Annotated in this window: 19 protein-coding genes and 1 pseudogene; 7 read left to right on the top strand and 13 right to left on the bottom strand. The window is 51.9% G+C overall.

Features of this window, described 5'->3' with window-relative positions:
• Positions 1–123: 123 nt before the first annotated feature.
• A complete protein-coding gene (locus RGU75_RS06660) occupies positions 124–654 on the bottom strand; it encodes a hypothetical protein (RefSeq protein WP_416186792.1) in 531 nt (176 codons plus the stop codon).
• 340 nt (positions 655–994) lie between these two features.
• Between RGU75_RS06660 and RGU75_RS06655 the strand changes: the two genes are divergently transcribed.
• Positions 995–2,557, top strand: coding sequence for an EAL domain-containing protein (locus RGU75_RS06655; RefSeq protein ID WP_322234182.1), 1,563 nt, complete (start codon positions 995–997; stop codon positions 2,555–2,557).
• A gap of 68 nt (positions 2,558–2,625) precedes the next feature.
• Here the strand turns inward: RGU75_RS06655 and RGU75_RS06650 are convergent, their stop codons facing one another.
• Both RGU75_RS06650 and RGU75_RS06645 read right to left on the bottom strand, forming a co-directional pair.
• Entirely contained in the window at positions 2,626–4,077 is a 1,452-nt protein-coding gene (locus RGU75_RS06650) for a DHA2 family efflux MFS transporter permease subunit (RefSeq protein ID WP_322234180.1), read from the bottom strand.
• A 133-nt stretch (positions 4,078–4,210) separates the two neighbouring features.
• A complete protein-coding gene (locus RGU75_RS06645; RefSeq protein ID WP_322234177.1) occupies positions 4,211–5,458 on the bottom strand; it encodes an aminotransferase class I/II-fold pyridoxal phosphate-dependent enzyme in 1,248 nt (415 codons plus the stop codon).
• A 404-nt stretch (positions 5,459–5,862) separates the two neighbouring features.
• On the opposite strand from RGU75_RS06645, the gene RGU75_RS06640 reads away from it, so the two are divergent.
• Both RGU75_RS06640 and RGU75_RS06635 read left to right on the top strand, forming a co-directional pair.
• Entirely contained in the window at positions 5,863–6,945 is a 1,083-nt protein-coding gene (locus RGU75_RS06640; RefSeq protein ID WP_322234174.1) for an ionic transporter y4hA, read from the top strand.
• Positions 6,946–7,245: 300 nt separating this feature from the next.
• A complete protein-coding gene (locus RGU75_RS06635) occupies positions 7,246–7,764 on the top strand; it encodes a hypothetical protein (protein ID WP_322234172.1) in 519 nt (172 codons plus the stop codon).
• Between the two features lie 234 nt (positions 7,765–7,998).
• Here RGU75_RS06635 and gorA read toward each other — a convergent pair whose 3' ends face one another.
• From gorA to trxA, 3 genes are all read right to left on the bottom strand, one after another.
• Entirely contained in the window at positions 7,999–9,360 is a 1,362-nt protein-coding gene (gorA, locus tag RGU75_RS06630; protein ID WP_322234169.1) for a glutathione-disulfide reductase, read from the bottom strand.
• 264 nt (positions 9,361–9,624) lie between these two features.
• Positions 9,625–10,026 (bottom strand): DUF4148 domain-containing protein, encoded by a 402-nt coding sequence (locus tag RGU75_RS06625; RefSeq protein WP_322234167.1) that lies wholly within the window; start codon positions 10,024–10,026, stop codon positions 9,625–9,627.
• Between the two features lie 189 nt (positions 10,027–10,215).
• Positions 10,216–10,563 carry a thioredoxin gene (trxA, locus tag RGU75_RS06620; protein ID WP_322234164.1) on the bottom strand — a complete coding sequence of 116 codons (348 nt, stop codon included), beginning with the start codon at positions 10,561–10,563 and terminating at the stop codon, positions 10,216–10,218.
• Between the two features lie 120 nt (positions 10,564–10,683).
• Here trxA and RGU75_RS06615 point away from each other — a divergent pair, with 120 nt between their 5' ends.
• Complete coding sequence (locus tag RGU75_RS06615) at positions 10,684–11,511, top strand: AraC family transcriptional regulator (protein WP_322234162.1); 828 nt, start codon at positions 10,684–10,686, stop codon at positions 11,509–11,511.
• A 233-nt stretch (positions 11,512–11,744) separates the two neighbouring features.
• Entirely contained in the window at positions 11,745–13,730 is a 1,986-nt protein-coding gene (locus tag RGU75_RS06610; protein WP_322234159.1) for an eCIS core domain-containing protein, read from the top strand.
• Positions 13,731–14,096: 366 nt separating this feature from the next.
• Here RGU75_RS06610 and tnpC read toward each other — a convergent pair.
• The 3 genes and pseudogenes from tnpC to tnpA form a co-directional block, all read right to left on the bottom strand.
• Positions 14,097–15,663: pseudogene (gene tnpC, locus RGU75_RS06605) on the bottom strand (IS66 family transposase).
• Entirely contained in the window at positions 15,621–16,040 is a 420-nt protein-coding gene (gene tnpB / locus RGU75_RS06600) for an IS66 family insertion sequence element accessory protein TnpB (protein WP_416186791.1), read from the bottom strand. Before tnpB ends, tnpC begins: the two are co-directional and overlap by 43 nt.
• A complete protein-coding gene (tnpA, locus tag RGU75_RS23945) occupies positions 16,037–16,429 on the bottom strand; it encodes an IS66-like element accessory protein TnpA (protein ID WP_416186790.1) in 393 nt (130 codons plus the stop codon). The genes tnpB and tnpA overlap by 4 nt, the downstream gene beginning before the upstream one ends.
• A 410-nt stretch (positions 16,430–16,839) precedes the next feature.
• Here tnpA and RGU75_RS06590 point away from each other — a divergent pair, with 410 nt between their 5' ends.
• Both RGU75_RS06590 and RGU75_RS06585 read left to right on the top strand, forming a co-directional pair.
• Positions 16,840–18,045 carry a glycerophosphodiester phosphodiesterase family protein gene (locus RGU75_RS06590; protein ID WP_322234157.1) on the top strand — a complete coding sequence of 402 codons (1,206 nt, stop codon included), beginning with the start codon at positions 16,840–16,842 and terminating at the stop codon, positions 18,043–18,045.
• Positions 18,046–18,270: 225 nt separating this feature from the next.
• A complete protein-coding gene (locus RGU75_RS06585; RefSeq protein ID WP_322234154.1) occupies positions 18,271–19,524 on the top strand; it encodes a 6-phosphofructokinase in 1,254 nt (417 codons plus the stop codon).
• A gap of 127 nt (positions 19,525–19,651) precedes the next feature.
• Here the strand turns inward: RGU75_RS06585 and RGU75_RS06580 are convergent, their stop codons facing one another.
• From RGU75_RS06580 to RGU75_RS06565, 4 genes are all read right to left on the bottom strand, one after another.
• On the bottom strand, positions 19,652–19,978 hold the full coding sequence (locus tag RGU75_RS06580) for a barstar family protein (RefSeq protein WP_322234152.1): 327 nt from the start codon (positions 19,976–19,978) through the stop codon (positions 19,652–19,654).
• 245 nt (positions 19,979–20,223) lie between these two features.
• Positions 20,224–21,885, bottom strand: coding sequence for a gamma-glutamyltransferase (ggt, locus tag RGU75_RS06575; protein ID WP_322240301.1), 1,662 nt, complete (start codon positions 21,883–21,885; stop codon positions 20,224–20,226).
• A gap of 410 nt (positions 21,886–22,295) precedes the next feature.
• On the bottom strand, positions 22,296–23,315 hold the full coding sequence (locus RGU75_RS06570) for a polysaccharide deacetylase family protein (RefSeq protein WP_322234150.1): 1,020 nt from the start codon (positions 23,313–23,315) through the stop codon (positions 22,296–22,298).
• An 88-nt stretch (positions 23,316–23,403) separates the two neighbouring features.
• Positions 23,404–24,711 carry a DEAD/DEAH box helicase gene (locus RGU75_RS06565; protein ID WP_322234147.1) on the bottom strand — a complete coding sequence of 436 codons (1,308 nt, stop codon included), beginning with the start codon at positions 24,709–24,711 and terminating at the stop codon, positions 23,404–23,406.
• Positions 24,712–25,001 lie beyond the last annotated feature (290 nt).

Here is a 25,001-nt window from a genome sequence, read left to right as displayed (position 1 = left end):
GACAAGTTGATTGTTCTGGCTGGACCACTCACCATCGCGCAAATCGCCATTCAAAGGTTATTTAAGAGTCGTCTTGAGCCGGATTACCCTTATCAAGCTAAATAATTTGTTATTAAATTGTTATTAATTTGGCTTGCGGAAGTCGGCTTCCACCCAAGCGGCGGCACTATTTTTATTCAACGTGAAATTTGATCTGACCTGGACTTGTGCCAGTTGCGTACCATCCTCATTATGCGCTGTCAGCACCGCATACGGAAAGTCATCATCTGGAACGATGTCTAGTGTCACGTTGACCGTTGCAGATGGCGTCGTGACAATAATTTCTTTATGCAGCATCGCGTGCAGTTGCTGCTCATGCCGACGCAGAACTTCTGAAGCGGTCTTCACCAGTGTATTAAACGCGTTTGTGTCCAGAGGTTTGGGATTTTTTTTGTCGCGTCCCATGGTCCATGGGCCAACTAGCGCCGGTTCGGGCTCGCCATCCTTGATCATCTCAACCGCCCAGCCCTCGTCGTCCACATTTTTTATAACGCGTGCTGTCCAGCCGACGTCACGCCACAAACGGGGTTCCTGCGTGATGGTGTCCAGGCTGTCCTCGGCATCGTGGTCCGGTTCATCAAGCATGCTTTCTGAGGGGATTGGCAAATCAGTCATTACGGTATCGCTCGCTGCTAAAGGTTGGGAACGTATCTTAGTCGAAATCACCGCACACCACATCATTAGGCTGACTGCTCAAAGGGCATCCGATACGGCAACAGATACTAGAGAGCGGCGGCGAGTGGTGGTGACAAAAGGCGAGATCTGGTTGAGGCGTGAGGTTAATGACTTAGATTCCATTCGAAAGTACGATGCTATATTTATAATTAGTTGCAATGCGGCATTGCAGGGATGGGTTGTCATGTATCCTCTAATTATTATAACCAGCGGGGCCCGGTACGATGGAAGTGAGCGTAGCCGAGATCCTGGCGCACCAGAACGTAAGTAGGAGCACGATTTGAATCGTAAGCAGGTCATGATCTTTGCAACGCTGCTGGCGTTGGCCGGTGTAGCAGGCGCGTTAGCATTGACTTTTTTTGTGTCCTGGAATCTTGCGGTGAGCGCGGAGGAAGAGCGTCTTCAACTTTTTTCTCAACTCGCTCTTGACCGATCAACGATGACTTTCACCAGTGCGGCGAAGGCATTGCATAAGTTTGAGCATTTGTCAGTCAAACCATGTTCTGAAGACCATATCAGGCACATGCGCCTAGTGACGGTCACCACGCAAAACATTGAGGATATTGGATACATACCAAACGGTCTGCTGGAGTGTACTGCCGGTGGTCCCGCTCCCAATCATATAAAACAATATCCGGTTGACTTTACGCTCCCTGATGGCGTCGCGGTAAGCGTGGGCGTGACTCCTGAGTTCGGCGGCGACCAAACCATGACCAGCCTATATTACAAGTCGCACATGGTGCTGATTGCTTCCGGGCGATTTGCTGATGTCATTCTCGAACCCGACGTGCAATTGGCCGTGTTAACCTCGGCAGGTAAGTTACTTGGAACCCTGCACGATCCAGATATGGAAACGGTCAATGCGATTGTGCGCAAGGGTGCCGGAATCCAAAAGAAAGGTACCCTTTTTTCGGTACTTCGCGACTCCGGATTAGTGGCAGTGGCCATTGAGCCGCGTAGCAAAATAATCGCTCAATTGAGACGCGAGCAAATGATGCTGTTACCGCTTGGCTTGTTGAGTGCATTACTTATTGTCGCAGCCATCGTCGTTCTTTCGCGCCGAAGGCTGTCACCCTTGGGTGAATTGAAAATCGGGATTGAGCGACGCGAGTTTGTCGTTCACTATCAGCCGATAATAGAACTCAAAACCGGCATGTGCGTGGGCGCCGAAGCCTTGGTCCGATGGCAGCGACCAAGTGGCTACATGATGGCACCAGATCTTTTTATTCCGTTGGCAGAGGATAGTGGTCTGATTTTTGCTATCACCGATCAGGTTGTCGATGCAGTTGTTCGCGATATGAAAAATATACTTGTGATGAACCGCCGCTTGCATATTGCCATTAATCTTAGTGCGCGCGACATCAAAAGTGGGCGTATTTTGACGGTATTAGGAAAAGCTTTGCATGACACCGGCATACATCCGCAGCAGATCTGGTTAGAGGCAACAGAGCGTGGGTTTATGGATATCAGCGCTGCACTAGGGACGATTACGAAAGCGCGGCAGTTAGGATATACGGTGGCGATTGATGATTTCGGTACCGGTTATTCCAGTTTGGCGTACTTACAGGGCCTCCCGCTGGATGCGCTAAAAATTGATAAGGCGTTCATTGATACGATTGGGACCGATGCACTGACCAGCAGTGTAACGCCCCATATTATTGACTTGGCTAAAACCTTAGAGTTGAAAATTGTCGCCGAAGGCATCGAAACGCAAGCGCAGGCGGATTACCTTGTGATGCGTGAGGTTGATTACGGTCAGGGATGGCTATTTGCAAAGGCATTACCCGCGCCTGCGTTTCTGGATTTTTATCAGAAAAACATTGCGGCGCGAGCGGAAACATGACCAGAAGAGAGTATGAAGCGGTCTCATAGTCTGACTAAGCGGATGATGGTTTCCGTATTATCTTTTTTTCATCGATTGACGAGATCCTTGATGCGTAGAGCGACAAATATGCAAGAAGTGATCAGAAGTACGATACATATCAGTTGAAATGTATCTTGAAACGCAGATTGATAACTTTGATAGGCCAGTGAGGACAGTGAAACCCCCGGGACGTCTGCATAAGTACGGATCAAAACAGCGTAATAGTGTATTTGCAGATAACTGACTAGCGTGGTTAATACGGCAACTCCTAACGCGCCGCCAAGTGTCCGCGATACATTAAATAAAATCGATGCGGATGCAGCATCGGCCTTTTTTATCGAGGTTGTTGCCAATATTCCTAAAGGCGTCAACATGAGTGTCCCGCCCAAGCCTCGTAATATTTGCGCTCCGATGATCCACTCATAATGAAAATTGGTGGATGCGACACTCCAGGTGATGGAGCTGAGTGCAAAGAGAAAACTGCCTGTAGCTATCAACACATAAATATTGATTTTCTTCAAAATAATGGGCATACACATCAGTGCCGCCAGCTGTGCGATTCCTCCGAATATAATAATATGACTGATCTGGATAGGCGAATAAGATTTCAGCGTGATGAGGAAGTAAGGAATTAAAAAATAACAACCAAATAACGCCGCTCCCGCCAGCAGATTCGCCATGCAACTAATGAATAACTGACGATTTTTTAAAAGCAAGAGATTCACCAACGGATCTTTCGTACGCAACTCATTCACCACGAAAAGGGTTAATGCGGACATTGCCGTTACGAACAGCATAGAAATGGGTGTGGATGCAAACCAGCTATGACTGCGCCCTTCTTCGAGAACGTATTGAAGACAACCTAACCCGACCACGATAGTTATTAGCCCCATAAAATCGATCCGACCCTTTACGGAAGGCAGATGAATATCGTGCCGTAATCCGACCATCATCAGACAAAGTGCAAGCAGGCCGATGGGAAGATTTATATAAAACAGCGACTGCCATCCAAAAGCCTCGGTCATCACGCCTGCAATCATGGGGCCAAGTGTGGGCGCCAACGCCACGGTAGCACCAAATAGCGTGTTCGCTTTGGAGTGCTCGTGCGCTGGCAATTTGATGATAATCAAATTATAGGCAAACGCCATCAGCGCACCGCCCGCCGCCCCCTGAAGTGCGCGAAAAATAATCAGACTTGAAAAACTCCACGCTTGGGCGCACAGAATGGAACTGACCATAAACATGACGCAAAAAATAAAAGCGTAACGTTTTGTTCCCAACGCCTTAAGCAGCAGCCCAGACAGAGGCAAGGTCACGATCTCAGCCATCAAATAAGACGACGATAACCATGAGCCTTTTTCCAGCGGGAACTTCAGCGCCGTTTGAATCGTACCAATGGCTGCATTCGTAATCTGAATGTCCATGATGCTCATCAGCACAGCGATGATGCTACCGATAAAGCCCATCCATGCCAGAGTGGACTTTTTGTCAGATGTCATCGCCCCGGTTTTTGAAAGCGTGTCCATTTAGACGATTAAAAATAGAGGTCGAAGTGGAAGCGCGTCGCTGTTCGCGCTAAAACGCATGCGTAAGCAACGTGCGATGTGACATTCGCGATGATATGGTCGGCTATTAATGTTGCACATCCATTTTGCGCAGTATGTCTTTTAGTTGATCGACAAAAGACTGCACTATCTCTGCCGGCAAGTCACCGCGTAACATGAGCCGAACACCCGCTCTGTCCCGACCTACGATAGGAAAAAATACTGGCGAACAGTAAAACCCTTTCTCATAAAGGGCTTTCGATAAATGGACCGCTTTACCCTGATCACCGACTTCGACTACCTTGATATTGAGTCCGTTGCCACGCTGAAGCGTGGTGATCTGACGATCAAATAAGGCAATATTGTGTGTTAACTGTTGCTGAAGCGTGTGCAGTTCAGCGCTCTTATGTACTTTGATGCTGCCTAAAGTGGTACCGATTGCCGCTATGCGCAGGCTTTGTGACCATCCGAGTGGTCCAGCCCGGTATAAAAATTCGAAATGTTTTTCTGAACCCAGCATGGCGATGCCGCCGGTACTCCCAAATGCCTTGGCGATTGAGGCAACGATAATGGTTCTGTCGTTTAACGCGGCAAGCCGGGATCGGATGTGACCTTCACCGTTGTTGCCCTCAACCGAAAGAGAGTGCGAGTCATCAAAGTAAAGAAACAAGCCATAACGCTCTTGTAGCGACAATAGAGCGGCAAGATCAGCGACGCCGCCAACCGAATACACGCCATCGCATATATAAGCCACCCGGGGATATTTTTTGCAGATTTCCTCCAGATACATCATGTCGTTGTGAGGACAGTTCAGGACCAGTGTCTCATCAGCGATAATCGGTTTAATAAAAGCCATTGAAAAATGCGCGCACTTATCAAACACCATCACCATCGGCTCACCATCGGTTAAATGTCCGGATGCCAGCAGCGGCAATATTCCTGCGGTCAATGCACTGCAAGAAATCGCGGGTAACACCGGTCCATTAAAAAGATCCCTCAATTCCTGCTCTAACTCCTCCATCACACTCAAGCGGATGCGGTATTCCGCCATCGCAAGGCCAGTAATACCCTGACTTTGCAAAGCGTCAATGCCACCTTGCAACACCGCAGGATGACTATTCAGCCCCAAATATGAGCAAGAGCATAAATTGACAAAATCCTTGCCGGTTGCGATATCACGCAACTTGTTTTGCCCAGCGCTGGCGTCGACACGGATACCGATCATGTTCTGTTCTTGTGCAATTCTGTAGCCGACCTCCGAAGCGGCCACCATTTTTGCATTATTGCGGAACAGGTTTTTACCAATTACATTGATAGACTCAAAATCAGGTTTCACGAATGAGGTGCCTTTCGTTATTACGACATTTTTAATGGGAAAAATGGATAAATATTGAGAGAGAATTACGCTACGGAGCACGTAAAAATAGGCATGCTTTACTTACTATGTCGTTAGGTTGTCAGTCCTTTTTGTCGGAAAACGCAGTAACACACGATGCAGGATTTCAGCGCGTGAACGCTGAGAGGCTTTCTTTTTGATAAGTAACGGTACACTTGAATTGGGTCGAAACGTGCTTCGTTCGATGCGATTTAAGTAAATGGCTAATGTTTGTGAAGTGACATATGTTGCTGACAAGCGCTGCGCCTACGTATCGCTCGGTTGATTGCCTGCATTGCAATCCCTTGCTGGAAAAGCCAAGCAGTCGCTTGCCAAAAATCCTTGATTCGTGTCCAATCGGAAACATGAAAAAATTTCCCTCGCTCCCCATCTGGACTGTCGTTGCGCCGATTGCCGCGTGGATGTTAATTATCGGAACCCGGTTTGATCTCGGTCTTGTCTATACATTCTTGCTCGTGGTGGGCCTGCTCGGAGGCGTGCTTGCTGCCGTTTATCATGCAGAAGTCGTCGCGCATCGGGTCGGCGAACCTTATGGAACATTGGTCCTGGCGCTCGCGGTTACCCTCATTGAGGTGGCGCTGATCGTATCGCTGATGTTGGCTGGCGGCGAGGAGACGATGGGACTGGCGCGTGACACGGTTTTTGCCGCGATCATGATCATCCTCAACGGTATCGTCGGTATTTGTTTATTAGCCGGTGCTAGTCGGCACAAAGAGCAAACTTTTGGGCTGTTGGGCGTCAGCGCATCGCTAGCTACCTTGGCGGCCATTGCTGTTTTGACACTGGTATTGCCTAATTACACGTTAAGCGCCGTCGGCCCGTTCTACAGTTCCAGTCAGCTTGCATTTATCGCTATCATTTCATTAGTCCTTTATGGCACCTTCGTGCTGGTCCAGACAGTACGGCATCGGGATTATTTCCTGCCCGACGAATCGACGAATGATGAAGAGGTACACGCCGCGCCGCCATCCGACAAGGTGGCGTGGATTAGCGGCGGTCTCTTGCTGGTTTGTCTGGGAGCAGTCGTTTTGTTGGCGAAATCGCTAGCACCGTCGCTGGAACTGGCTGTTGCCAGCGTCGGTGCGCCAAAAACATTGGTCGGTATTATTATTGCAGCAGTCGTGTTGCTGCCGGAAGGTTTGGCTGCGGTGCGCGCGGCACGTGCCAATCGTCTGCAAACCAGTCTCAACCTGGCGCTTGGATCGGCGCTGGCAAGTATCGGATTGACCATTCCAGCGGTGGCAATTGTCTCGCTGACGACCGGTTGGTCGCTGTCTCTTGGGCTTGATGTAAAGTCGACTGTGTTGCTGTTGTTGTCTTTTATTGTTGCTACCTTATCGTTAGGAACGGGTCGCACAACCGTTATGCAAGGGACGATTCATCTGGTGATTTTTGCGGTGTATTTGTTCACAACGATTGTCCCGTAGCGTGTGCCCATGATTTCAGCGCACGGTTGCGCAGTGATTACGCGCCAGACTTAGCGCAAAATTGTGGCAAGCGCCACTTTTATATCCGCATATTCAACAAATACGGGGATAAAAAAATATTTTTCAAAAATATTTTTCAGTAGTCTGCTCGAAATAAATCCTGTCGGGGGATAATGTCGGTATTACTTAATTTACTGACTTGATTTCACCCGGCACTGATCACGCCTGCATTTTGTGCAAATCTATCTGCATCGAATTCACCGCGATCTGTTCAGCCATCATTATTGGAAATATTGTATTTTGAAGACGACAAGAAGCAAGCGCTGGGACGGCACGATTAACACTCTGTCAGTTGACTACCTAAACGACGTTGTAGGACAAATGGTCGCTTATGGCGACCGCGTGCAGTTCGGACTAACTGGTACTGGTCAACGACCGTATTATCAGGTTATTAATAGTTCCGATAAGAAAATGGCATTTAACAGCACCAATCACCTGATGCACCCTATCGGTGAAGAGTTTGATGGCAGCAATGGCAGCATGGTCTACACGCTCGATCAAATTAAAAATGCCATGGCCGGTGTCGGTACTCGTACAACGGCAGTCACTGCAACCCGCAGTCGTAGCGTAGGCGGCACGCGCGCACCAACGGTCAAGATTCAGGACATCATCGACTCCCAAAAATACGATTATTTCAAAGCGCACCGCGATTTGCTGCCGCCGACCATCGGCGAATACTCTATTGAAATCACTGATTTGATGAAATTGGGGCAGTCGGCAGAAGAAGCGTTTGATGCTGTGATTAAACTGCATTTCTGATGCATTGAAAGTGTGGTTAATATGGATTCGTTGGTTTGATGCAAAGCTAGGAATAGTCTTGTATTTTGATAAATGCGTTTATTTTTAATTATGTAACTAGCGGCATAATCAACGAAAATAATCAACGAAATAACTAACGTCGACAAAAAAGAGACCCAAACGGGTCTCTTTTTATTTTTCTCTACAGAGTATTTTTTATCACCACTATTACGATAGTTACCACCATCAATCCGATTATTTTGCCGGCAGTGGCGTCCGCAAAGTAACAAACTCTTCTGCTGAGGTCGGATGAATGCCGATTGTGTCGTCAAATACACGCTTGGTTGCGCCCGCTTTCAGCGCCACCGCAATCCCCTGAATGATTTCACCAGCTTCGGGCCCGACCATATGGCAGCCGAGGACTTTGTCGGTGTCGGCATCAACGATAAGCTTCATGAGTGTTTTTTCGTCAGACGTGCTGAAGCTCAGCTTCATCGGGCGAAACCGACTTTCAAAGATGGTCACGTTATGGCCCGCGCTCCGTGCTTCCTCTTCGCTTAGTCCGACCGTGCCGATGTTAGGCAGACTAAAAACTGCGGTAGGAATCATTTTGTAATCTACCCGGCGGTATTCTTCCGGGCGAAATAAGCGTCGCGCCACAGCCATGCCTTCGGCTAGCGCCACGGGGGTCAGTTGCACGCGGCCGATGACATCGCCGAGTGCGAGGATTGATGGCTCGGTGGTGCGATATTCGTCATCGACTTTAATGAAGCCTTTTTCATCGAGTGCGACGCCGGTATTTTCAAGCCCCAGATTGTCCAGCATCGGGCGACGTCCAGTGGCATAAAACACGCAATCCGCTATTATTTGACGGCCATCGTTAAGGGTCACGCGCAAGCTGTCGTCATCCTGTTTATCGATGCGCGCGATATCCGCGTTGTATTCCAGGCTTAGGCCCTTTTTTACCAATTCCTCATGCAAGTGTTGCCGCACGCTTCCGTCAAAACCGCGTAATATTTTTTCTCCGCGATAGACAAGGCGTGTTTCCGCACCCAATCCGTGGAAGATGGAGGCAAATTCGACAGCGATATAACCGCCACCAACCACCAATACGCGGCGCGGCAGTTCCTTGAGGAAAAAGGCTTCGTTGGAAGTGATCGCTAACTCTTTACCGGGAATTTCCGGAACATGCGGCCAGCCGCCGGTCGCGATCAGAATATTGGCCGCGCTAAACCGTTGATCGTTGATTTCCACGGTGTGGGGATCAATCAGGCGCGCATGGCCTTCCATTAGCGTGACGCCGCTGTTGACCAGTAAAGAGCGATAAATATCATTGAGGCGATGTATTTCGCGGTCTTTATTGGCGATGAGTGTGGTCCAGTCGAATTTCGGCTTATCGGTGGTCCAGCCAAAACCGCTTGCCTGACCGAAATCCTCGCTGAAATGCGCGCTATAGACCAACAATTTTTTGGGAACGCAGCCGACATTGACACACGTGCCACCCAGATACCGACTTTCCGCAACGGCGACGCGAGCGCCAAAGCTCGCGGCAAAACGCGCTGCACGAACCCCGCCGGAACCGGCACCAATGACGAACAGGTCAAAATCGAAAGACATACTGCTTCTCCTCAGCCGTTTCCAGCCGGTTGTTTGCCCAGAACGGGGTCGATGATAGATCCAGAAATGATCCACAAGCGATCTTAACTGGTTTGAATTAGTCCCGTTGATCGGATTGACTTACACGCGACCAATGTCAAACGAGGCAGATTGCGTTGATCGCAAGCTGCCTCGTTTAGCCTCGCACTACTAAGTTGTTCGATCTTGCGATGGACAACTTGGCAGGCGCTTGCTGAACTACCACTTTATTAATTAGTTACTAACTTAGTTGCTGCCGGTGAGTTGTTGATCAGTATCGATATCAGCGGTGGCTAACTCTGCACGTACTTGTGCACGGGTTTTAGTTGATGCAGTCGATGGCGTCACTGGATAGGATGCGTGACTATAGTTCAGGCGCCCTTGATCGCTAGCCTGGGTCAATTCCGCAATCACTTCTGCGCGCGTTTTGGTCGAAGCCACAACCGGGGTGATCGGATACAGCGTGTGGCTATAGTTCAAGCGCCCTTGGTCGCCAGCTTGCGTCAGTTGCGCAACGACTTCTGCGCGGGTTTTGGTGGAGACAAATGGTGCGTCGACTGGATAACGAGCGTCAGCAAAAGCAGAACCCGCAATAGCGGCAGTAGTAGCAACAAAAGCTGCAGTAAGAGCAAATTTTTGGATGTTCATTTTTTTTCTTTCAGTAATAGAGCATTGGAGCTTTAGAGATTACTGCTTTATAAATGACTAATAGAGCAAGGTTTAAAGACAATGTTAGTGCAATGCCCGTCAGGCAGAATTGCCCGATGGGATAAATCAAGACCACATATTTAAAATCAGGTTAAGCGTGTTCGTTTGCGTGATGACTGTGTAGATCGGTCAAGCCGATCGTTGTTGATGCTGCAACACCGCTTGACTTAACCACGCTTGCAACGAGGACTTGCTCTGCAAGCCTACTTTTTGCGAAATAGGTTTGCCATCTTCAAACAGGATCAAAGTCGGTACGCCGCGTATGCTATGCGTTTGCGCCAGTTCGGCAGCGTTATCGATATTGACTTTTGCCATCCGTATCTGTCCTTCAAATTCGGACGAAAGTGCGTCCAGCGTTGGTGTCTGCGCAATACATGGGCCGCACCATGGCGCCCAAAAATCAATCAGTGAAACGCCGGATGTACTATTGGTAAAGGCAGACACGGCATCGGCTTTAAGATCAGGTAACGCGGACATAGTGTGTTTCCTTTCAAATTGACTGCTGAGTGCATGAGTAGAATCATGCCACCGAAAGTGATACTATTTGTCATCAATAGTCTTTTAAATAACGCAGTTAGTATCAATGTGAGGAAAGTAATGGATCGCTTGTCACCGTTGTTCGCACGCTTCGCCCCTTCTGCCCGCGTATTTCACTCCGGTTCACTGTGCGGTAGCGCAGATGCTGATTTATCGGCCGGAACAGGTCATATTCATCTGATCAATAGCGGTCGCCTGACAGTATTGCGCCCGCGTATGGAGCCCATCACCATTGCGGAACCATCCGTATTGTTTTTCCCACGACCCAGCGTGCATAGATTGCATGTGGAGGAGCGCGACAACACCGAAATGGTTTGCGCCACCATTCAATTCGGCAATGGTGTGGAAAATCCCGTCATGAAGGCACTCCCAGAAGTCATGGTTGTCCCATTGGAATTGGTGCCTACCTTACAACCGATGTTAGCGTTGTTATTTGCCGAGGCGTTTTCAGATAATTGCGGTCGACAGGCTGCCGTTGACCGACTTACCGAGTATTTGATGATCTTGTTGCTGCGCCATGCAATGAGCAACAAATTAATAGGCGGTGGTATTTTGGCCGGTCTGGGCGACCCGCGTCTTGCAAAAGCCATCACAGCGATGCACGAGCGCCCCGAACAAAGTTGGTCATTAGAGCAATTGGCGGAATCCGCCGGTATGTCCAGAGCCCGTTTTGCTGTCCATTTTCGCGAGACAGTCGGGATGACACCGCTGGATTATCTGACCGACTGGCGCGTTGGTGTTGCGCAGGTTTTGTTGCGAGCGGGTCAGTCCTTGAAACTCGTCGCACCCGCTGTTGGTTATTTGAGTCCAACCGCTTTTACGCGCGTGTTTAATCAGCGGATAGGTGCTTCACCGACAGAGTGGTTAGCCCAAAACCCCGCCACCTAAACTTGCGGACTGTCGCAAATCCGCCTCAGCTACGTTGTGCTTTCCTTGCCGTACTAATCGTACTGTCTGCGTCGGCACGCCTTGCTGGGACGAATTTGCGACAGTCCGCCCTGTCAAACTGGTTGAAAAGTTTCTGGGTTTAGTTTTTAGGTGACTTTGAGCTCATGTTTCTCTCGCCAAAATGTAAGCGTCTGCCCAGTACCGTGTTGAGGTTCCTGGGTTAAAGCGAGATTATGCTTGTCACACCGCTGGTAAGCGGAGTTGAGCAGGCCAGTTTGGTGGCACAGTTCCAGGGCAGAAAGCCATCGACCCGGCTGACGGAGTGGAGTGTCAGGAAAAATCAGCCTACCGCAGAAAATTGTGGTTATGATCAAACAGTCATATCGTTAACGCCGCTCATCGTCGAAGGCCACCCCATGCAAGCACCACTTCAAGCAAAAAATGGCTCTGATGCCGCCCAAACGGACACTGCCACGAAAGTTGCACGGACTGGGGTACTTGCGGACAACCGGCCCGAGGCGCCGGCGCAACGTAAACTGGCCGAGATGATGAATAACAGCCCGCGTGTGTTGCAGCAGCGGGCGCTAAGCGACGTCATTCACAACAGTCCGCGGATGGTGGCGCAGCGTCATCAAATGAATGCGCTCTTTGGCGAGGCGGTCAAACCGCAAGGAGATGGTGCAATTCGAGCGGAGGCGTCGCCGGCGCAGCGCAAAGAAAAAACAAACAATACCGGCCTACCCAATCGATTGAAATCAGGAATAGAGTCGCTCTCTGGCATGAGCATGGATCATGTGAAGGTGCATTTCAACTCGCATAAGCCGGCCCTTTTGCAGGCCCACGCCTATGCGCAGGACAGTGACATTCATGTGGCGCCCGGGCAGGAAAGGCACCTGCCGCATGAGGCCTGGCACGTCGTCCAACAGGCGCAGGGCAGGGTGGCACCGACGCGGCAGATGAAAGGCGGCGTGAACGTGAATGATGATGCCGGTCTCGAGCATGAGGCCGACATCATGGGCGACCTGGCGCTTGGCGAAAGCCCTGGCAAAAATGCGCACGACTCACCACAGGCCAGCGTGGAAGCGTTCGCACGCGGGCGTGAAAATCCGGTTCAGAAACGCTCGTCCACTGTAGCGGCCCAGCCGATAGTGCAACGCAAAATTGGTGAGGCGGGCAATGTTATTTTTGGACTGTCGGGACGCAGCCTTGAGGAGATAAGACTTGCGATTGCGGAGGGCTATACAACATTTGACGGCGCCGATTCTTACGACGGGACGATTTTGAGTCTGGCGACGGCGATTGACGATGCGGTCGCGGGTGGAAGAACGCGAGGCGAATTTAACATCATCTACAAGGTCGATCGCACACCTCCCGCGGGGCTTGATGCGCACATTCGGGAAGTCGCTGAGCGATTCGATAACTATATTGACCAGGTACTCATTCACAAGGTGACCGATGCGGCGCAAGCAGCTCGCTACCAGCCCATTTTGGCTCTTCTGAAAACCAACGGTGTCATCCGCGGCTTGGGGGCCGGCGATGTGGGTGCCGGAATGGATGCGCAGTTCGCCGATAAGGACAGCTTTGAAATCAATGCCATTGAAATTTTTAACGGCGCCGATCACGAAGCCCTGGTCACCAGGCTCAATGAAGCCGAGAAGCCAGTGTTTGTCTACAACGTGATCGGTGCTTTGAAGGAATTCCTGGGCCTTGGCGAGTTGAATCCCAGCCACATCCAACTCTCTGCCATGGTCCTGCGTATTCAGCAGCTCGTCCCCAAGGCAGAGCCCATCCTGAGCAGCGGCGATCAGGCAAGGCAGCGCGCCAACAAAAATGTGTTTGAAATTGAAGACTATGCAGCTGTTGGTACAGCGCGGGATGCAATCATCACGGCGACGGCGGACGCGCCTGAAGCAGCGGTAAGCATTGCTGACATGCCGGAGGTGCTAAGGGAAAAAATGATGGGCATCCTTTTTAACAATTTTGACTGGGCAGCGGAAAACCTGTTTGACAACGAAGCGGATTATGGCATCGCGCGAGACCAGAAACTTGCACTGTTCACACCGGACGAACGCGCGCTTCGCTATCAGGGCGTGGGTGCCGATGCTGCAAAAAACTTCAGTGTACACCAGCTGATTGAGATGCTCTTCGATAGTCATGGCAATTGCCATCGTGTGGACGGCAGCAACTTCTTGTCGCGAGGCTTCGGCTTTATCGAATAACGCATCAGCCGGTTCAATGCTTCTTGACCGTGGGTCTGTCGCGTGCACTGACAGCGGGCTCACCGATAACGCCATCAACAGTACCGACGAAAAAAAACCGGCCCCGTAGGACCGGCTCTCTTCAATACAACTCTGCGCAGTCGCTTTTCTGGTGAGCGGGTTTCTGTCTTGGGTTCAAACGGTCAACTTTTCTCAATCGTTCGGGTCCAGCAAAAACAGTCACTTACCTCGCGTCAGTCCGACCAACTTTATTGTTTTAAGTCACAAAGCACCGTGAGGCCTAGGTAAGCGTCCGCTCAGCGCCATCTTGAGTGCAGGAGGGATTTGATCGATGATGGCGTCACACCGCTGGGAAGCGGCGTGATCTCAAAGGGCTGCTGGCAGGTTGCAGTTCCAAGGCAAGAAATCATCAACCCGGTTCACGGGATGATCGGCGATATGCGTCAGCACGTGACGCAACCAGGCTTCGGGGTCGACACCGTTCAGCCTAGCCGTGCCGATCAGCGAGTAGATCGCGGCGGCGCGCTCGCCGCCGCTGTCGGCGCCGGCGAACAGGTAGTTGCGGCGGCCGATGGCGACACCACGCAATGCGCGTTCGGCTGCCGAGTTATCAATCTCGATTGCGCCGTCGTCGCGGTAGCGCAGCAGTGCCGGCCACAGCTTGAGCGCGTACAGGATCGCCGCCGCCGTGTCAGATTTGCGCGATAAAGTATCGAGCGTGGCGCGCAGCCCGCGCTCCAGGTCGTCGAGCAGCGGGCGCGAACGGGCTTGCCGAACTTGTCGTCGTTCGTCGGGCGGCTTGCTCCGGACCTCAGCCTCGATCACATAGAGCTCGGCGATCCGGCGCAGCGCCTCGGTGGTCAGCGGCGTCGCGCGGGCGGCGTGCAGATCGTGGAATTTGCGCCGCGCGTGCGCCCAACATGCCGCTTCGCGGATCGTGCCGTCCTCGAACAAGGCGTTGAAGCCGGCATAGGCGTCCGCTTGCAGCACGCCTTCAAACTTGGCTAGGTGGGTCTGCGGATGGATGCCCTTGCGGTCGGGTGTGTAGGCAAACCAGACCGCTGGCGGCGTGGTGTCGCCGGAAGACCTGTCGTCGCGCACATAAGTCCACAGGCGCGCCGTCTTGGTTTTGCCGTTGCCGGGGGCCAGCACCGGGATCGGCGTATCGTCGGCATGCAACTTCGATGCCGCCAGTACGTGGCGGCGAATGGCGTCGACCAACGGGCGCAGCAACGCACTGGCTGCGCCGACCCAGCTCGCCAGCAGCGCACGATCCAAGTCGACGCCCTCGCGCGCGTAGATGACGGACTGGCGATACAGCGGCAGATGATCGGCGAACTTGGCCACCAGGATGTGCGCCAGCAAACCTGGGCCGGCGATGCCGCGCTCGATTGGCCGGCTCGGCGCCGGCGCCTGGACGATGGCGTCGCAGCAGGCGCATGCCAGCTTGGGGGGCACATGACGAATCACGCGGAAGCTGGCCGGCACGAATTCCAGTTGCTCGGCCACGTCCTCGCCCAGAGGCCGCAGGCCGCCACCGCAGGCCGGGCAGGCATCGGTCGTCGGTGCATAGACCTTCTCGTCTCGCGGCAAATGATCGGGCAACGGCCGGCGCACCGATTTCTTGCGCGGTGCCTGGTCGGCCGCCGGCATCTCGCGCGCCGCCTCCGCCTCGTCGGCCTGCAAGTCTTCCAGCTGCAACTCCAGCTGCTCGATCTGGTGGTCGAGCTTTTCCGACTTGCGACCGAACTGCATGCGCCGCAATTTAGCGATCTGCAGCTTGAGGTGCTCGATCTCGACGGCGCGCGTGTTCAGTTGTTCGCGCAGCCCTTCCACCACCTCGTCTTGGGCGACCCTCCACCACCTCGTCTTGGGCGAGCAGCAGCGCCTTCAAGGCGGCGATGTCGTTGGGCAGGTCGGCTGTGCTGAGCATGCGCCAAGTTTACGCGAGGCTTGTGTCGTTTTCAAGGCCGACGTTGGTTTCCAGGTCCGTTCCGGCCGCCGCCAGTCTATGCCTTCGAGCAGCATCGACAGCTGCGCTTGCGTCAGCGCCACCGAACCGCTGGTAGCCTGCGGCCAGATGAAGCGACCGCGTTCAAGCCGCTTGGCCAACAGGCACAGGCCATCGCCGCTCCACCACAGTAATTTGACGAGGTCGCCGCGCCGGCCACGGAACACGAACACGTGGCCGCTGAACGGGTCTTCCTCAAGCGCCGTCTGCACTTTGGCAGCCAAGCCATTGAAGCCGGAGCGCATGTCGGTAGTGCCGGCGGCAAGCCACACCTTGGTACCGGCGGGCAGCCCGATCATCGTAGCACCCGATCCAATACTTGGGCCAGCGTGGCTGCGTTGGGCTGGCCTTCGATGCGTACACGGACTTCGCCCAGCTCCAGCACGATGGTGCCGCCGGCGTCGCCATCGGCATCGGCGTTGTTCGGCGCGGGCGCCGAGGGCGCCAGCACCACCGGCAACAAGCCATCGGTGCGCATCAACGCCGGCACACCGAGGCGCCCTTGTTGATACAGCCGGCGCCAGTTGAACACCTGGTTGGCGTTGACACCGTGTTCGCGCGCGATGCGCGCGACCGAGGCGCCCGGTTTGAGCGATAGCGCAACCAAGGCGCGCTTGAACTCCAGCGGATGCTGGCGATAGTGGCCGCGTGCGTTCTTTGAAATGGTCGGTTGAAAATTTGTGTCCATAATCAGAATTTGTGGGCACAAATACTGTGCCAAAATTTGATCATGAATAACCGCGCTCAGGCAGTCCAGACGGCACTAGGAAGACGCTTACGCCAAAATCGGGTTTGCTACGTTATCTAATAAGTTGTCAATTTTCGGTGGTTTTTAACCGTGACAAAATGATAGCTGCGTTGTGCTGTCCTTGCCGTACTAATCGTACTAATCGTACTGTCTGCGTCGGCACGCCTTGCCGGGCCGAATTTGCGACAGTCCACGGTTATTGGCTGACAATTTTTTAGGTGAGTTTCAGGTCATGAAGCGGTCACCAAAATGGTGTTTACTACGTTATCTAATAAGCTATCAATTTTCGGCATTTTTTAACCGTGCCAAAATGCTGCTGGTGACTTCCCTAAACGCATCTCAAAGGACTTATGAAACGATCACTGACTGTTACCGCCTCACTCATCACCGCTACGTTATTGATCGCAGGGTGTGCTGGCAATAATGGCAATTTGCAAACTGCCGGACGTAGTGGCGGTGTCTTTAAAACATTGGATGGCAATCCGCCTTTGATTGTTGGGCATCGTGGGTTGCCTGGTCTTTATCCTGAAGAAGTCATCGCTGGTTATCAGGCTGCGATTGCCGCCGGTACTGATGCGCTCGAACTGGATTTGCAATCTTCTAGCGACGGTGTTTTGTTTGCCTGTCATAACGTTTTTTTGAGCGACACAACCGATGTTGCTAGTCACCCCGAATTCGCCCCACGCAAAAAATCGCGCATGGTGGATGGGGTTGCTACCGGTCCAGAGTGGTATTTCAGTGATTTCACGGCTGCCGAGCTGAAGACTTTGCGTGTCAAGCAGCCAATCGCTACGCGTAGCAAGCAATATGACGGTTTGTATCCGCTGGCGACGTTTCAGGAAGTGATTGATCTTGCCAAGGCGACTATGGCCGCCCATCCGCAACGCAAAATGTTTATTTATCCGGAAACCAAAAATCCGATTTATCAACGCCAGTTAGGCGTGCCGCTGGAAGATAAATTGTTGGCAATGCTGATTAAAGAAGGTTGGAATACGCCAGACTCGCCCGTTTTTGTGCAGTCGTTTGAGCCGACTAGTTTGAAGTTAATGCGCAAGATGGGGTTGAAAACCAAGGTCGTGCAATTGATCGACGGCGACGGCACCAATTTTAAAACCGGTGCAATGACCTACGGTTCGCCCGACACTGCTAAACCTTACTCATGGCTGCAAGCTAATGACCCGCGGACTTTCGCGGCAATGGTCACGCCAGCCGGTCTGGCAGAAATTAAGACTTACGCAGATGGTATTGGGCCATGGAAGTTATATATTTTGCCACCGCAGGGCGTTGATGCATCCGGCAATGCGGTGAAATCGTTAGATCAGGCCTCAAATATGGCGCCGACAAGTTTGGTCGCTGATGCGCACAAGGCGGGTTTGTTCGTGCATCCGTTCACGTTTCGTGATGAAGGTGTGCGCCTGACCAAGACCTATAACGGCGATCCTAAAGCGGAATACAAGGCGTATTTTGACTTGGGTACAGACGGTGTTTTTACCGACTTCTCGACGACCGGCCGCGTGGCGCTGACCGAGTGGATGAAGGCTAACGCGGCTAAGTAAGCAAGCCATGCAGTGCTATTCAAGCCGTCGCTGAATTGATGCGCCGAACGGGTGTCAAGGTGTTTGCGCCATTTTTTGCTATGCGTCTCACCGTCCGTTCGGCCCGACGTATCAGCTTCGGCAGTTTTGTTGATCAACGGCCGTCGAGTAGAAACGATTGCAATCTGCGTCGCAACTGGCAATACTAGCCAATGTGAATGTATCGACAACTCGGAGAATAAATCCATGGCTAAAAAGAACGCCTTTTACGCGCAATCCGGTGGCGTCACCGCTGTCATCAATGCTTCCGCCTGCGGATTAATCGAAACCGCGCGCAAGCATAAAGACACTATCGGTAAGGTCTACGCTGGTCGTAACGGCATCATCGGTGCGCTCACTGAAGACTTGATCGACACCACCAAAGAATCGGTCGCCGACATCGCAGCCCTGCGCTATACGCCGTCGGGTGCATTCGGTTCCTGCCGCTATAAATTGAAAAGCCTGGAAGCCAATAAGCGTGAATACGAACGCCTGATCGCCGTGTTTAAGGCGCATAACATCGGGTATTTTTTCTACAACGGTGGCGGTGATTCGGCTGATACCTGTTTTAAAGTCTCGCAGTTATCGGAAGCATTGGGCTATCCGGTGCAAGCCATCCACGTGCCAAAGACGATCGATAACGATCTCCCGATTACCGACTGTTGTCCCGGTTTTGGATCGGTCGCCAAGTACGTTGCGGTATCAACGCTGGAAGCCTCGTTCGATGTCAAATCGATGGCCAAGACTTCCACCAAAATTTTTGTCCTTGAGGTGATGGGGCGTCACGCCGGATGGATTGCGGCAGCGGGCGGACTGTTGATTGATCACAATATTCCAGTGGTGATTTTGTTTCCGGAAGTCGTATTCGATCAGAAGAAATTTCTGGCCCGAGTCGATGCAAACGTTAAAAAATTTGGTTATTGCACCATCGTCGTGTCAGAAGGATGTCATTACGCGGACGGCAGATTCTTGGCCGAACAAGGCACTACTGATGCATTCGGTCATGCCCAGTTGGGTGGCGCGGCGCCAGTCGTGGCGAACCTTATCAAGGATGCGCTTGGCTATAAATTTCATTGGGCGGTAGCGGATTATTTGCAGCGCTCAGCCCGTCACATCGCCTCTAAGACCGATGTCAAGCAAGCTTATCAACTGGGTCAGGCGGCGGTTGAGCTGGCGGTGAAGGGACGCAATGCCGTGATGCCGACGATTCAGCGCTTGTCTGACGTGCCGTATAAGTATCGGATTGGCGTGGCGGACCTGAAAGACGTGGCGAACGTGGAGAAGTTTATGCCAAAAGACTTTATCAGCCGCGATGGGTTCGGGATTACCGAGAAATGTAAGCGCTATCTGTTGCCCCTGATTCAGGGCGAGGATTATCCGCAATATGAAAACGGTTTGCCGCAATACGTCACGCTTAAGAATGTTGCTGTAGCGAAGAAGTTAGCCGCTTTTAAAGTGTAGTGGACTTAGTCTAATTGAATTAGTGTTGTTATCTTTTGCAAGATTAAGCATCCATGACGCTTAATCTTGCACCTTGAGATATCGGCGCTATTGTCCACCTGCACTGCGTCCAAGTTATCACTACAACTCAGCACAACCGCAATACCAATGCCAATTTTTCGCCATAGTCGTCATAACGCTCATTGATAGCGCTGACGCAAAATGACAATTCCTCGACGATGTCGGGTGACTTTTGTTGCAATAGTGCGCTGTCGTGGAGTTCGATGATCAAAGTTTCATCGGGCTTCAATTTGAATTTACTCATGCTCTCGTCGTCGCGCAAATAGCTCAGACAGTCAATCCAGGCGCTCATATTGCGTCCGTAAAAGTCGGGGAAACCGAATATTTTTTGGGATTCGGTGTGAAAGGCATCCCAATCGGTGATAAGGCTACCGTCTAAACGGACTGTTGGCATGATGTTATCTCGCTAGGTAAAAGGTGCAGTGTTCGATTTGATGGACAGACTAATTTTACCCATGTAATGGATTGATGCTGTGAGTAAATCATTGACGCTGATCGGTCTCTGATTGACTTGCTTGGGTCAACGTATCCAAATTAGGGGCGGCTCAACGGTTTTGTCGCCGCAGAATAGAAAAGAGGAAGCGCATGCGCTTCCTCTTTTATACCTTTTTCAAGTCAATGCTGCAACTTTGGCAGAAGTTAGTAACCGATCGCGGCACCGGCAGGACGACGACCATCATTTGCGCCGTAATAGTATCCAGGCAAAACCTTGCCTGAAACGCCAGCGTCGTTACCGGAACTAGTCGCAGAAACACCCGCTGCACCCGGCACGCCCATCATGACCATTTCAGCCGCACCCCATGGCGTTTGTTCGGTCATTTTGTAACCCATTCCACGCAAGACCTTCAGGGTATCCGCTGACATACCGCGCGTTTCGTAATACACCTCGTCCGGCAGCCATTGATGGTGGAAGCGTGGTGCGTCAACTGCTTCTTGCGGACTCATGCCAAAGTCGATCACATTGAGTGCGGTTTCCAATGTGATAGTGATGATGCGCGAACCGCCCGGAGAACCAATCACCATAAAAGTTTTGCCGTCTTTGGTAACCAAAGTTGGTGACATCGACGACAGTGGACGTTTGCCCGGCGCAATCGAATTGGTTGCACCTTGCACCAGACCGTACAGATTCTTTACACCGATTTTGACGGTGAAATCATCCATTTCATCATTGAGGAAGAAGCCCGTGCCCGGCGCAATCACTACCGCACCAAAGCGACCGTTAATGGTGTAGGTGGTCGATACCGCATTGCCTTCCTTATCAACGATAGAATAGTGCGTCGTTTCAGGTTTTTCGTGCGGCGCCATACCGGGTTGTACCTCTGCGGACGGAGTGGCTTTATCGGCGCTGATCTTCTCACGAATCGATGCGGCGTAAGGCTTGCTCAACAGACGCTCTAGCGGATTTTTCACAAATTCGGGATCGCCCAAGAATGTGTTGCGATCCATGTAAGCGTGGCGCATGGACTCTGTCATCACGTGGACTGCCGCTGCGGAATTAAATCCCATCGACTTCAGGTCATACCCTTCAAGCGTGTTGAGGATCTGGCACATTGTCGCGCCGCCCGAGCTTGGCGGTGGTGCGGATACAAATACGTAGCCGCGGTAATCGCAGGTCACCGGCGCAGTTTCGGTAATCTTGTAATCAGCAAAATCGGCGGCAGTAATGATGCCTTTACCGCTCTTGGATGCCCGCTCAACTGCCTCTGGAATAGCGCCTTTATAAAAGGCGTCAGGACCGCGGCGGGAAATAGCCTCAAGCGTCTTGGCCAGATCCTTTTGCACTAGTCGGTCGCCAGGTTGTAACGGCGAGCCATCGCGGCGCAAGAAAATTCTACTGGCTTCAGGATCTTTTTTGAAGTACTTAATCGTTGTATCGAGAATATCGGTATCGCCACGATTAAGGATGAATCCGTCACGCGCCAGCTTGATCGCCGGCAGCATGACTTGCGCGCGCGTCAACTTGCCGTATTTACGCTGTGCAGTGTCCAGACCAAGCACGGTGCCCGGTACGCCGACCGCCAGATAGCCATACAAACTGGCATCGCCGATGACTTTACCGTCAGCATCCAGATACATATTGGCGCTTGCCGCAGCGGGTGCTTTTTCGCGGAAATTAATAAAAGTATCGCGTCCATCGGCTAGGTGAATGGTCATGAATCCGCCCCCACCGATATTGCCGCAGCACGGATTGACGACCGCTTGCGCATAACCGACTGCGACGGCAGCATCAACGGCGTTGCCGCCCATTTTCAGGATATCTACACCAACTTGTGAGGCTAAATGCTGCGAGGTGACGACCATGCCGTTTTTTGCCTCGACCGCCGGCACGCCGACCGCATTAACATTCCCAATTAAGGCCAGTGCGAACACCGACGCAACCAACGGTTTTAACCAATTTTTGAGATGCATACATTCCCCTTTTATGGACTAACTAAAACTTGAAGATCATTCAAGCTTGCGACTTAAGGCTTATTACTCATTTGCAAATTAAAAATGACTGAAACCCGTAGCGAACTGATATGGTGTTCGCCTGCTAAGGCAAAGGCTAACGGAGGTGGCAAGGACCGCATCGTTCAGATCGGTGGAATCGGCAGATGCCAGTGGTTTCAGATGATTCTTAATGAATAAGTAATTAGGCTGACAGCTATGCCATTGTAGCTAGCTGCGCTATTGTTGTGTAATGGTTTACGTTGTTTCTGCACAACGAGAGGCTACATCCATGCCCATAAAAAATTCCAGAAACCGGGTAAGTGAGTGGTTTGCTCACCATCACGCACACTTCTGGCCAAGGCGGCGCGCTCCACCGCCTCTTTGTTCTCGTAAAAAGGTTTGGCGGCGGTTGGCAAGTGCACTGCCCGCGCACAATCCAGCAGAATCTGTAAATATTCGGCCATGTGATCGGCGGTATAGCCGTTAATGTCGTGGAAGGTGACGACCACCGGAATATTTCCGTCGACCACCGGCAACTCGCCCGCTGCGATTCTTTCGCGTACATCGGTCAACAAATGCAACATGTTCGAGCGTCGCCGCAAGCTCGCTTTGAAGCCGTAGATCTTGCCGTCATTTGCGCTCAAATCAGTGAGCAAAATATGCATGCCGTGCTGTTGATAGACGCCAAAAGTGCGCTTGTCGTAATTCCAGAACGGCGGCCGAACCAGTTTGGGCGCACTTCCCTGAATGGCAACAATGTCGCCAATTCCCTCATTGAGCGACTCGTCGAATTTTTCCGGACTAAGAAAGCGATGATTGGCGTGGCGCGGCGTAGCGGTATGAAAGCCCAGCAAGTGACCTTCTTCCACTTCACGGCGTAATATATTGCGCCCAAAATCGGTTTCTCCCGCGCCTGATGACCGGGTTTGCACAAAAAAGAGCGCTTTTATGCCGGGCTGTACGGGATTCACCAACAGCGTGTTCAGGATGGAAAGCGTCGAGTTATCAGTCTTCGGTCTGGCGGGGCCATCGTCGAAGGTGAGCAAAAATCGGATCGGCGGTTGAGATTGCAACGCCGCTGCAGTGCGCGGTGACATCGGGACTGGCTCAATCGCGCAGCCCGCGGCACTGAGCGCCACCAACATGATTATCAAGTTGGAAGCGATTTTTTTGAAACGGTTTGATGTGGTTGCAATGACGGTATAAATAATACCGCGGTAGCTCGGTGAAAAAAGAAGAGTAGTAGTCATACGCAGCAGACACAAAAAGAGGAACTTGCCCGTGGTAAAGGCGGACCTCATGATACGTCCGCCTAAAGGTGGATCAGCCAACTGTTACAAACGAGACGCAACTTTGTTAACTCGGCTGAGAGTGCTTCAACGCGTTCTTCTACTCTATCGGATCGGACGCTGTCGCTTCACGTAGTTTGTCTTTTTTGCTCTTACGTTTGCCTTTTATACCGCCATTAGCCGGATTATCCGGTGAGTTTTCCGATGTTGTATCGACTGAACTATTCATAGCAAAGGGAAGACCTGTGTTGGAATGCAATGTCTCGACCGGTTCAAAGCCTGCGATTTGTTCACGGGGGCAGCGCACATTATGGCGTTTTTCTATCAGCCGAAAATGGGCTTCGGTATCAGCACTGATAAAGCTGACAGCGATGCCGGTCTCGCCCGCACGACCGGTACGACCGATCCGGTGCGTATAGTCAACAGCCGACCGTGGCAGGTCATAGTTCAACACGACCGGCAATTGCGGGATATCAATACCGCGCGCGGCCACATCGGTGGCGACCAGCACCTGCAACTCGCCGGCTTTAAATTCTGCCAATATCCGGGTGCGCGCACCTTGGCTGAACTCGCCGTGAAATGCCGCGGCCTTAACGCCTGAGCGGTGCAATTTTTCAGTCACGTAATCGGCGGCATATTTGGTCGCGACAAAGGCCAGTACGCGATCCCATTTATGTTCTTTCAACAGATGCACGAGCAATTGCGTGCGGCGTTTTGGATCCACCGCAATAGCGCGTTGCACAATGTCCGGCTGATTGTCTGGCTCGGCCGCCACTGCGATGCGCGTGGGATTGCGTAATATTTTCCTGGATAGCGCTTCCACTGCGGGAGGAAATGTTGCCGAAAAGAATACACTTTGTCGGGTCATCGGTAAGAGTGCCAGAATCCGTCCAATTTCTTCCGCAAAACCCAAATCCAGCAGGCGATCTGCCTCGTCGAGTACCAACATCGATACGGTCGAAATCGTCAGTGCGTGATGGTCAAGCAAGTCGAGCAGACGTCCCGGTGTGGCGACGACGATATCTGCACCGCCACGCAACGTCATCATCTGTGGATTGATCGACACGCCACCAAATATCGTTACGATCTTTAATGTTTGCGCATTGTGCTGTGCAAGTAGTTGTAGTGACTCACCGACCTGCACAGCCAGTTCTCGCGTTGGCACTAAAATCAGGGCACGCACTGACCGGTCCCGAGACTTTTCGCTGGGTGTTTGATTTAATAATTGTAACAACGGCAAACAAAACGCGGCGGTCTTACCGGAGCCGGTTTGGGCCGAACCCACGACATCGTGGCCCTGCAAAATGGCGGGAATAGCAGCTTCCTGAATCGCGGTGGGGGCAAGATAACCCAGGTCATTGACGGCGCGCAGAAGGGAGGGAAGCAAACCCAATGAAGAAAATGGCATAAGGGAATGGTCGAATTTCGATTTAATGAGACTGAGAAATGGCACTAATTAGGTGGCTGAATTCGTGCCTGACAAGTGGCTGAATACCTGGCCATGTGTGCCCTTGCATGGCTATTTGGCACGCGATGGTGGATTGTCGCTTGAAATGGCTTCTTTTACCACCGGCATCGAAGTGCGTGGATCCGAGAGCGCATCAAAGAAGTTGATTACTAACCAACTTCTTTGATGCGCGGTCTGGGACTTATTTGATGGTGGAACCGTAATGGTGGCTTGGCACGTATTAAGAACGC

Origin of the sequence: Glaciimonas sp. CA11.2, assembly GCF_034314045.1 — a bacterium.
Taxonomy (GTDB): domain Bacteria; phylum Pseudomonadota; class Gammaproteobacteria; order Burkholderiales; family Burkholderiaceae_D; genus Glaciimonas.
The sequence above is the reverse complement of the archived record's forward strand: the minus strand, read 5'-3'. Positions and strand labels throughout refer to the sequence as shown.

Excerpts from the sequence above, each read along its gene's own strand:
- RGU75_RS06660 (WP_416186792.1), bottom strand. The coding sequence starts at position 654 with ATGACTGATTTGCCAATCCCCTCAGAAAGCATGCTTGATGAACCGGAC.
- RGU75_RS06650 (WP_322234180.1), bottom strand. The coding sequence starts at position 4,077 with ATGACATCTGACAAAAAGTCCACTCTGGCATGGATGGGCTTTATCGGT.
- RGU75_RS06640 (WP_322234174.1), top strand. The coding sequence starts at position 5,863 with ATGAAAAAATTTCCCTCGCTCCCCATCTGGACTGTCGTTGCGCCGATT.
- gorA (WP_322234169.1), bottom strand. The coding sequence starts at position 9,360 with ATGTCTTTCGATTTTGACCTGTTCGTCATTGGTGCCGGTTCCGGCGGG.
- RGU75_RS06625 (WP_322234167.1), bottom strand. The coding sequence starts at position 10,026 with ATGAACATCCAAAAATTTGCTCTTACTGCAGCTTTTGTTGCTACTACT.
- trxA (WP_322234164.1), bottom strand. The coding sequence starts at position 10,563 with ATGTCCGCGTTACCTGATCTTAAAGCCGATGCCGTGTCTGCCTTTACC.
- RGU75_RS06615 (WP_322234162.1), top strand. The coding sequence starts at position 10,684 with ATGGATCGCTTGTCACCGTTGTTCGCACGCTTCGCCCCTTCTGCCCGC.
- RGU75_RS06610 (WP_322234159.1), top strand. The coding sequence starts at position 11,745 with ATGCTTGTCACACCGCTGGTAAGCGGAGTTGAGCAGGCCAGTTTGGTG.
- tnpB (WP_416186791.1), bottom strand. The coding sequence starts at position 16,040 with ATGATCGGGCTGCCCGCCGGTACCAAGGTGTGGCTTGCCGCCGGCACT.
- tnpA (WP_416186790.1), bottom strand. The coding sequence starts at position 16,429 with ATGGACACAAATTTTCAACCGACCATTTCAAAGAACGCACGCGGCCAC.
- RGU75_RS06590 (WP_322234157.1), top strand. The coding sequence starts at position 16,840 with ATGAAACGATCACTGACTGTTACCGCCTCACTCATCACCGCTACGTTA.
- RGU75_RS06585 (WP_322234154.1), top strand. The coding sequence starts at position 18,271 with ATGGCTAAAAAGAACGCCTTTTACGCGCAATCCGGTGGCGTCACCGCT.
- RGU75_RS06580 (WP_322234152.1), bottom strand. The coding sequence starts at position 19,978 with ATGCCAACAGTCCGTTTAGACGGTAGCCTTATCACCGATTGGGATGCC.
- ggt (WP_322240301.1), bottom strand. The coding sequence starts at position 21,885 with ATGGTCGTCACCTCGCAGCATTTAGCCTCACAAGTTGGTGTAGATATC.
- RGU75_RS06570 (WP_322234150.1), bottom strand. The coding sequence starts at position 23,315 with ATGAGGTCCGCCTTTACCACGGGCAAGTTCCTCTTTTTGTGTCTGCTG.
- RGU75_RS06565 (WP_322234147.1), bottom strand. The coding sequence starts at position 24,711 with ATGCCATTTTCTTCATTGGGTTTGCTTCCCTCCCTTCTGCGCGCCGTC.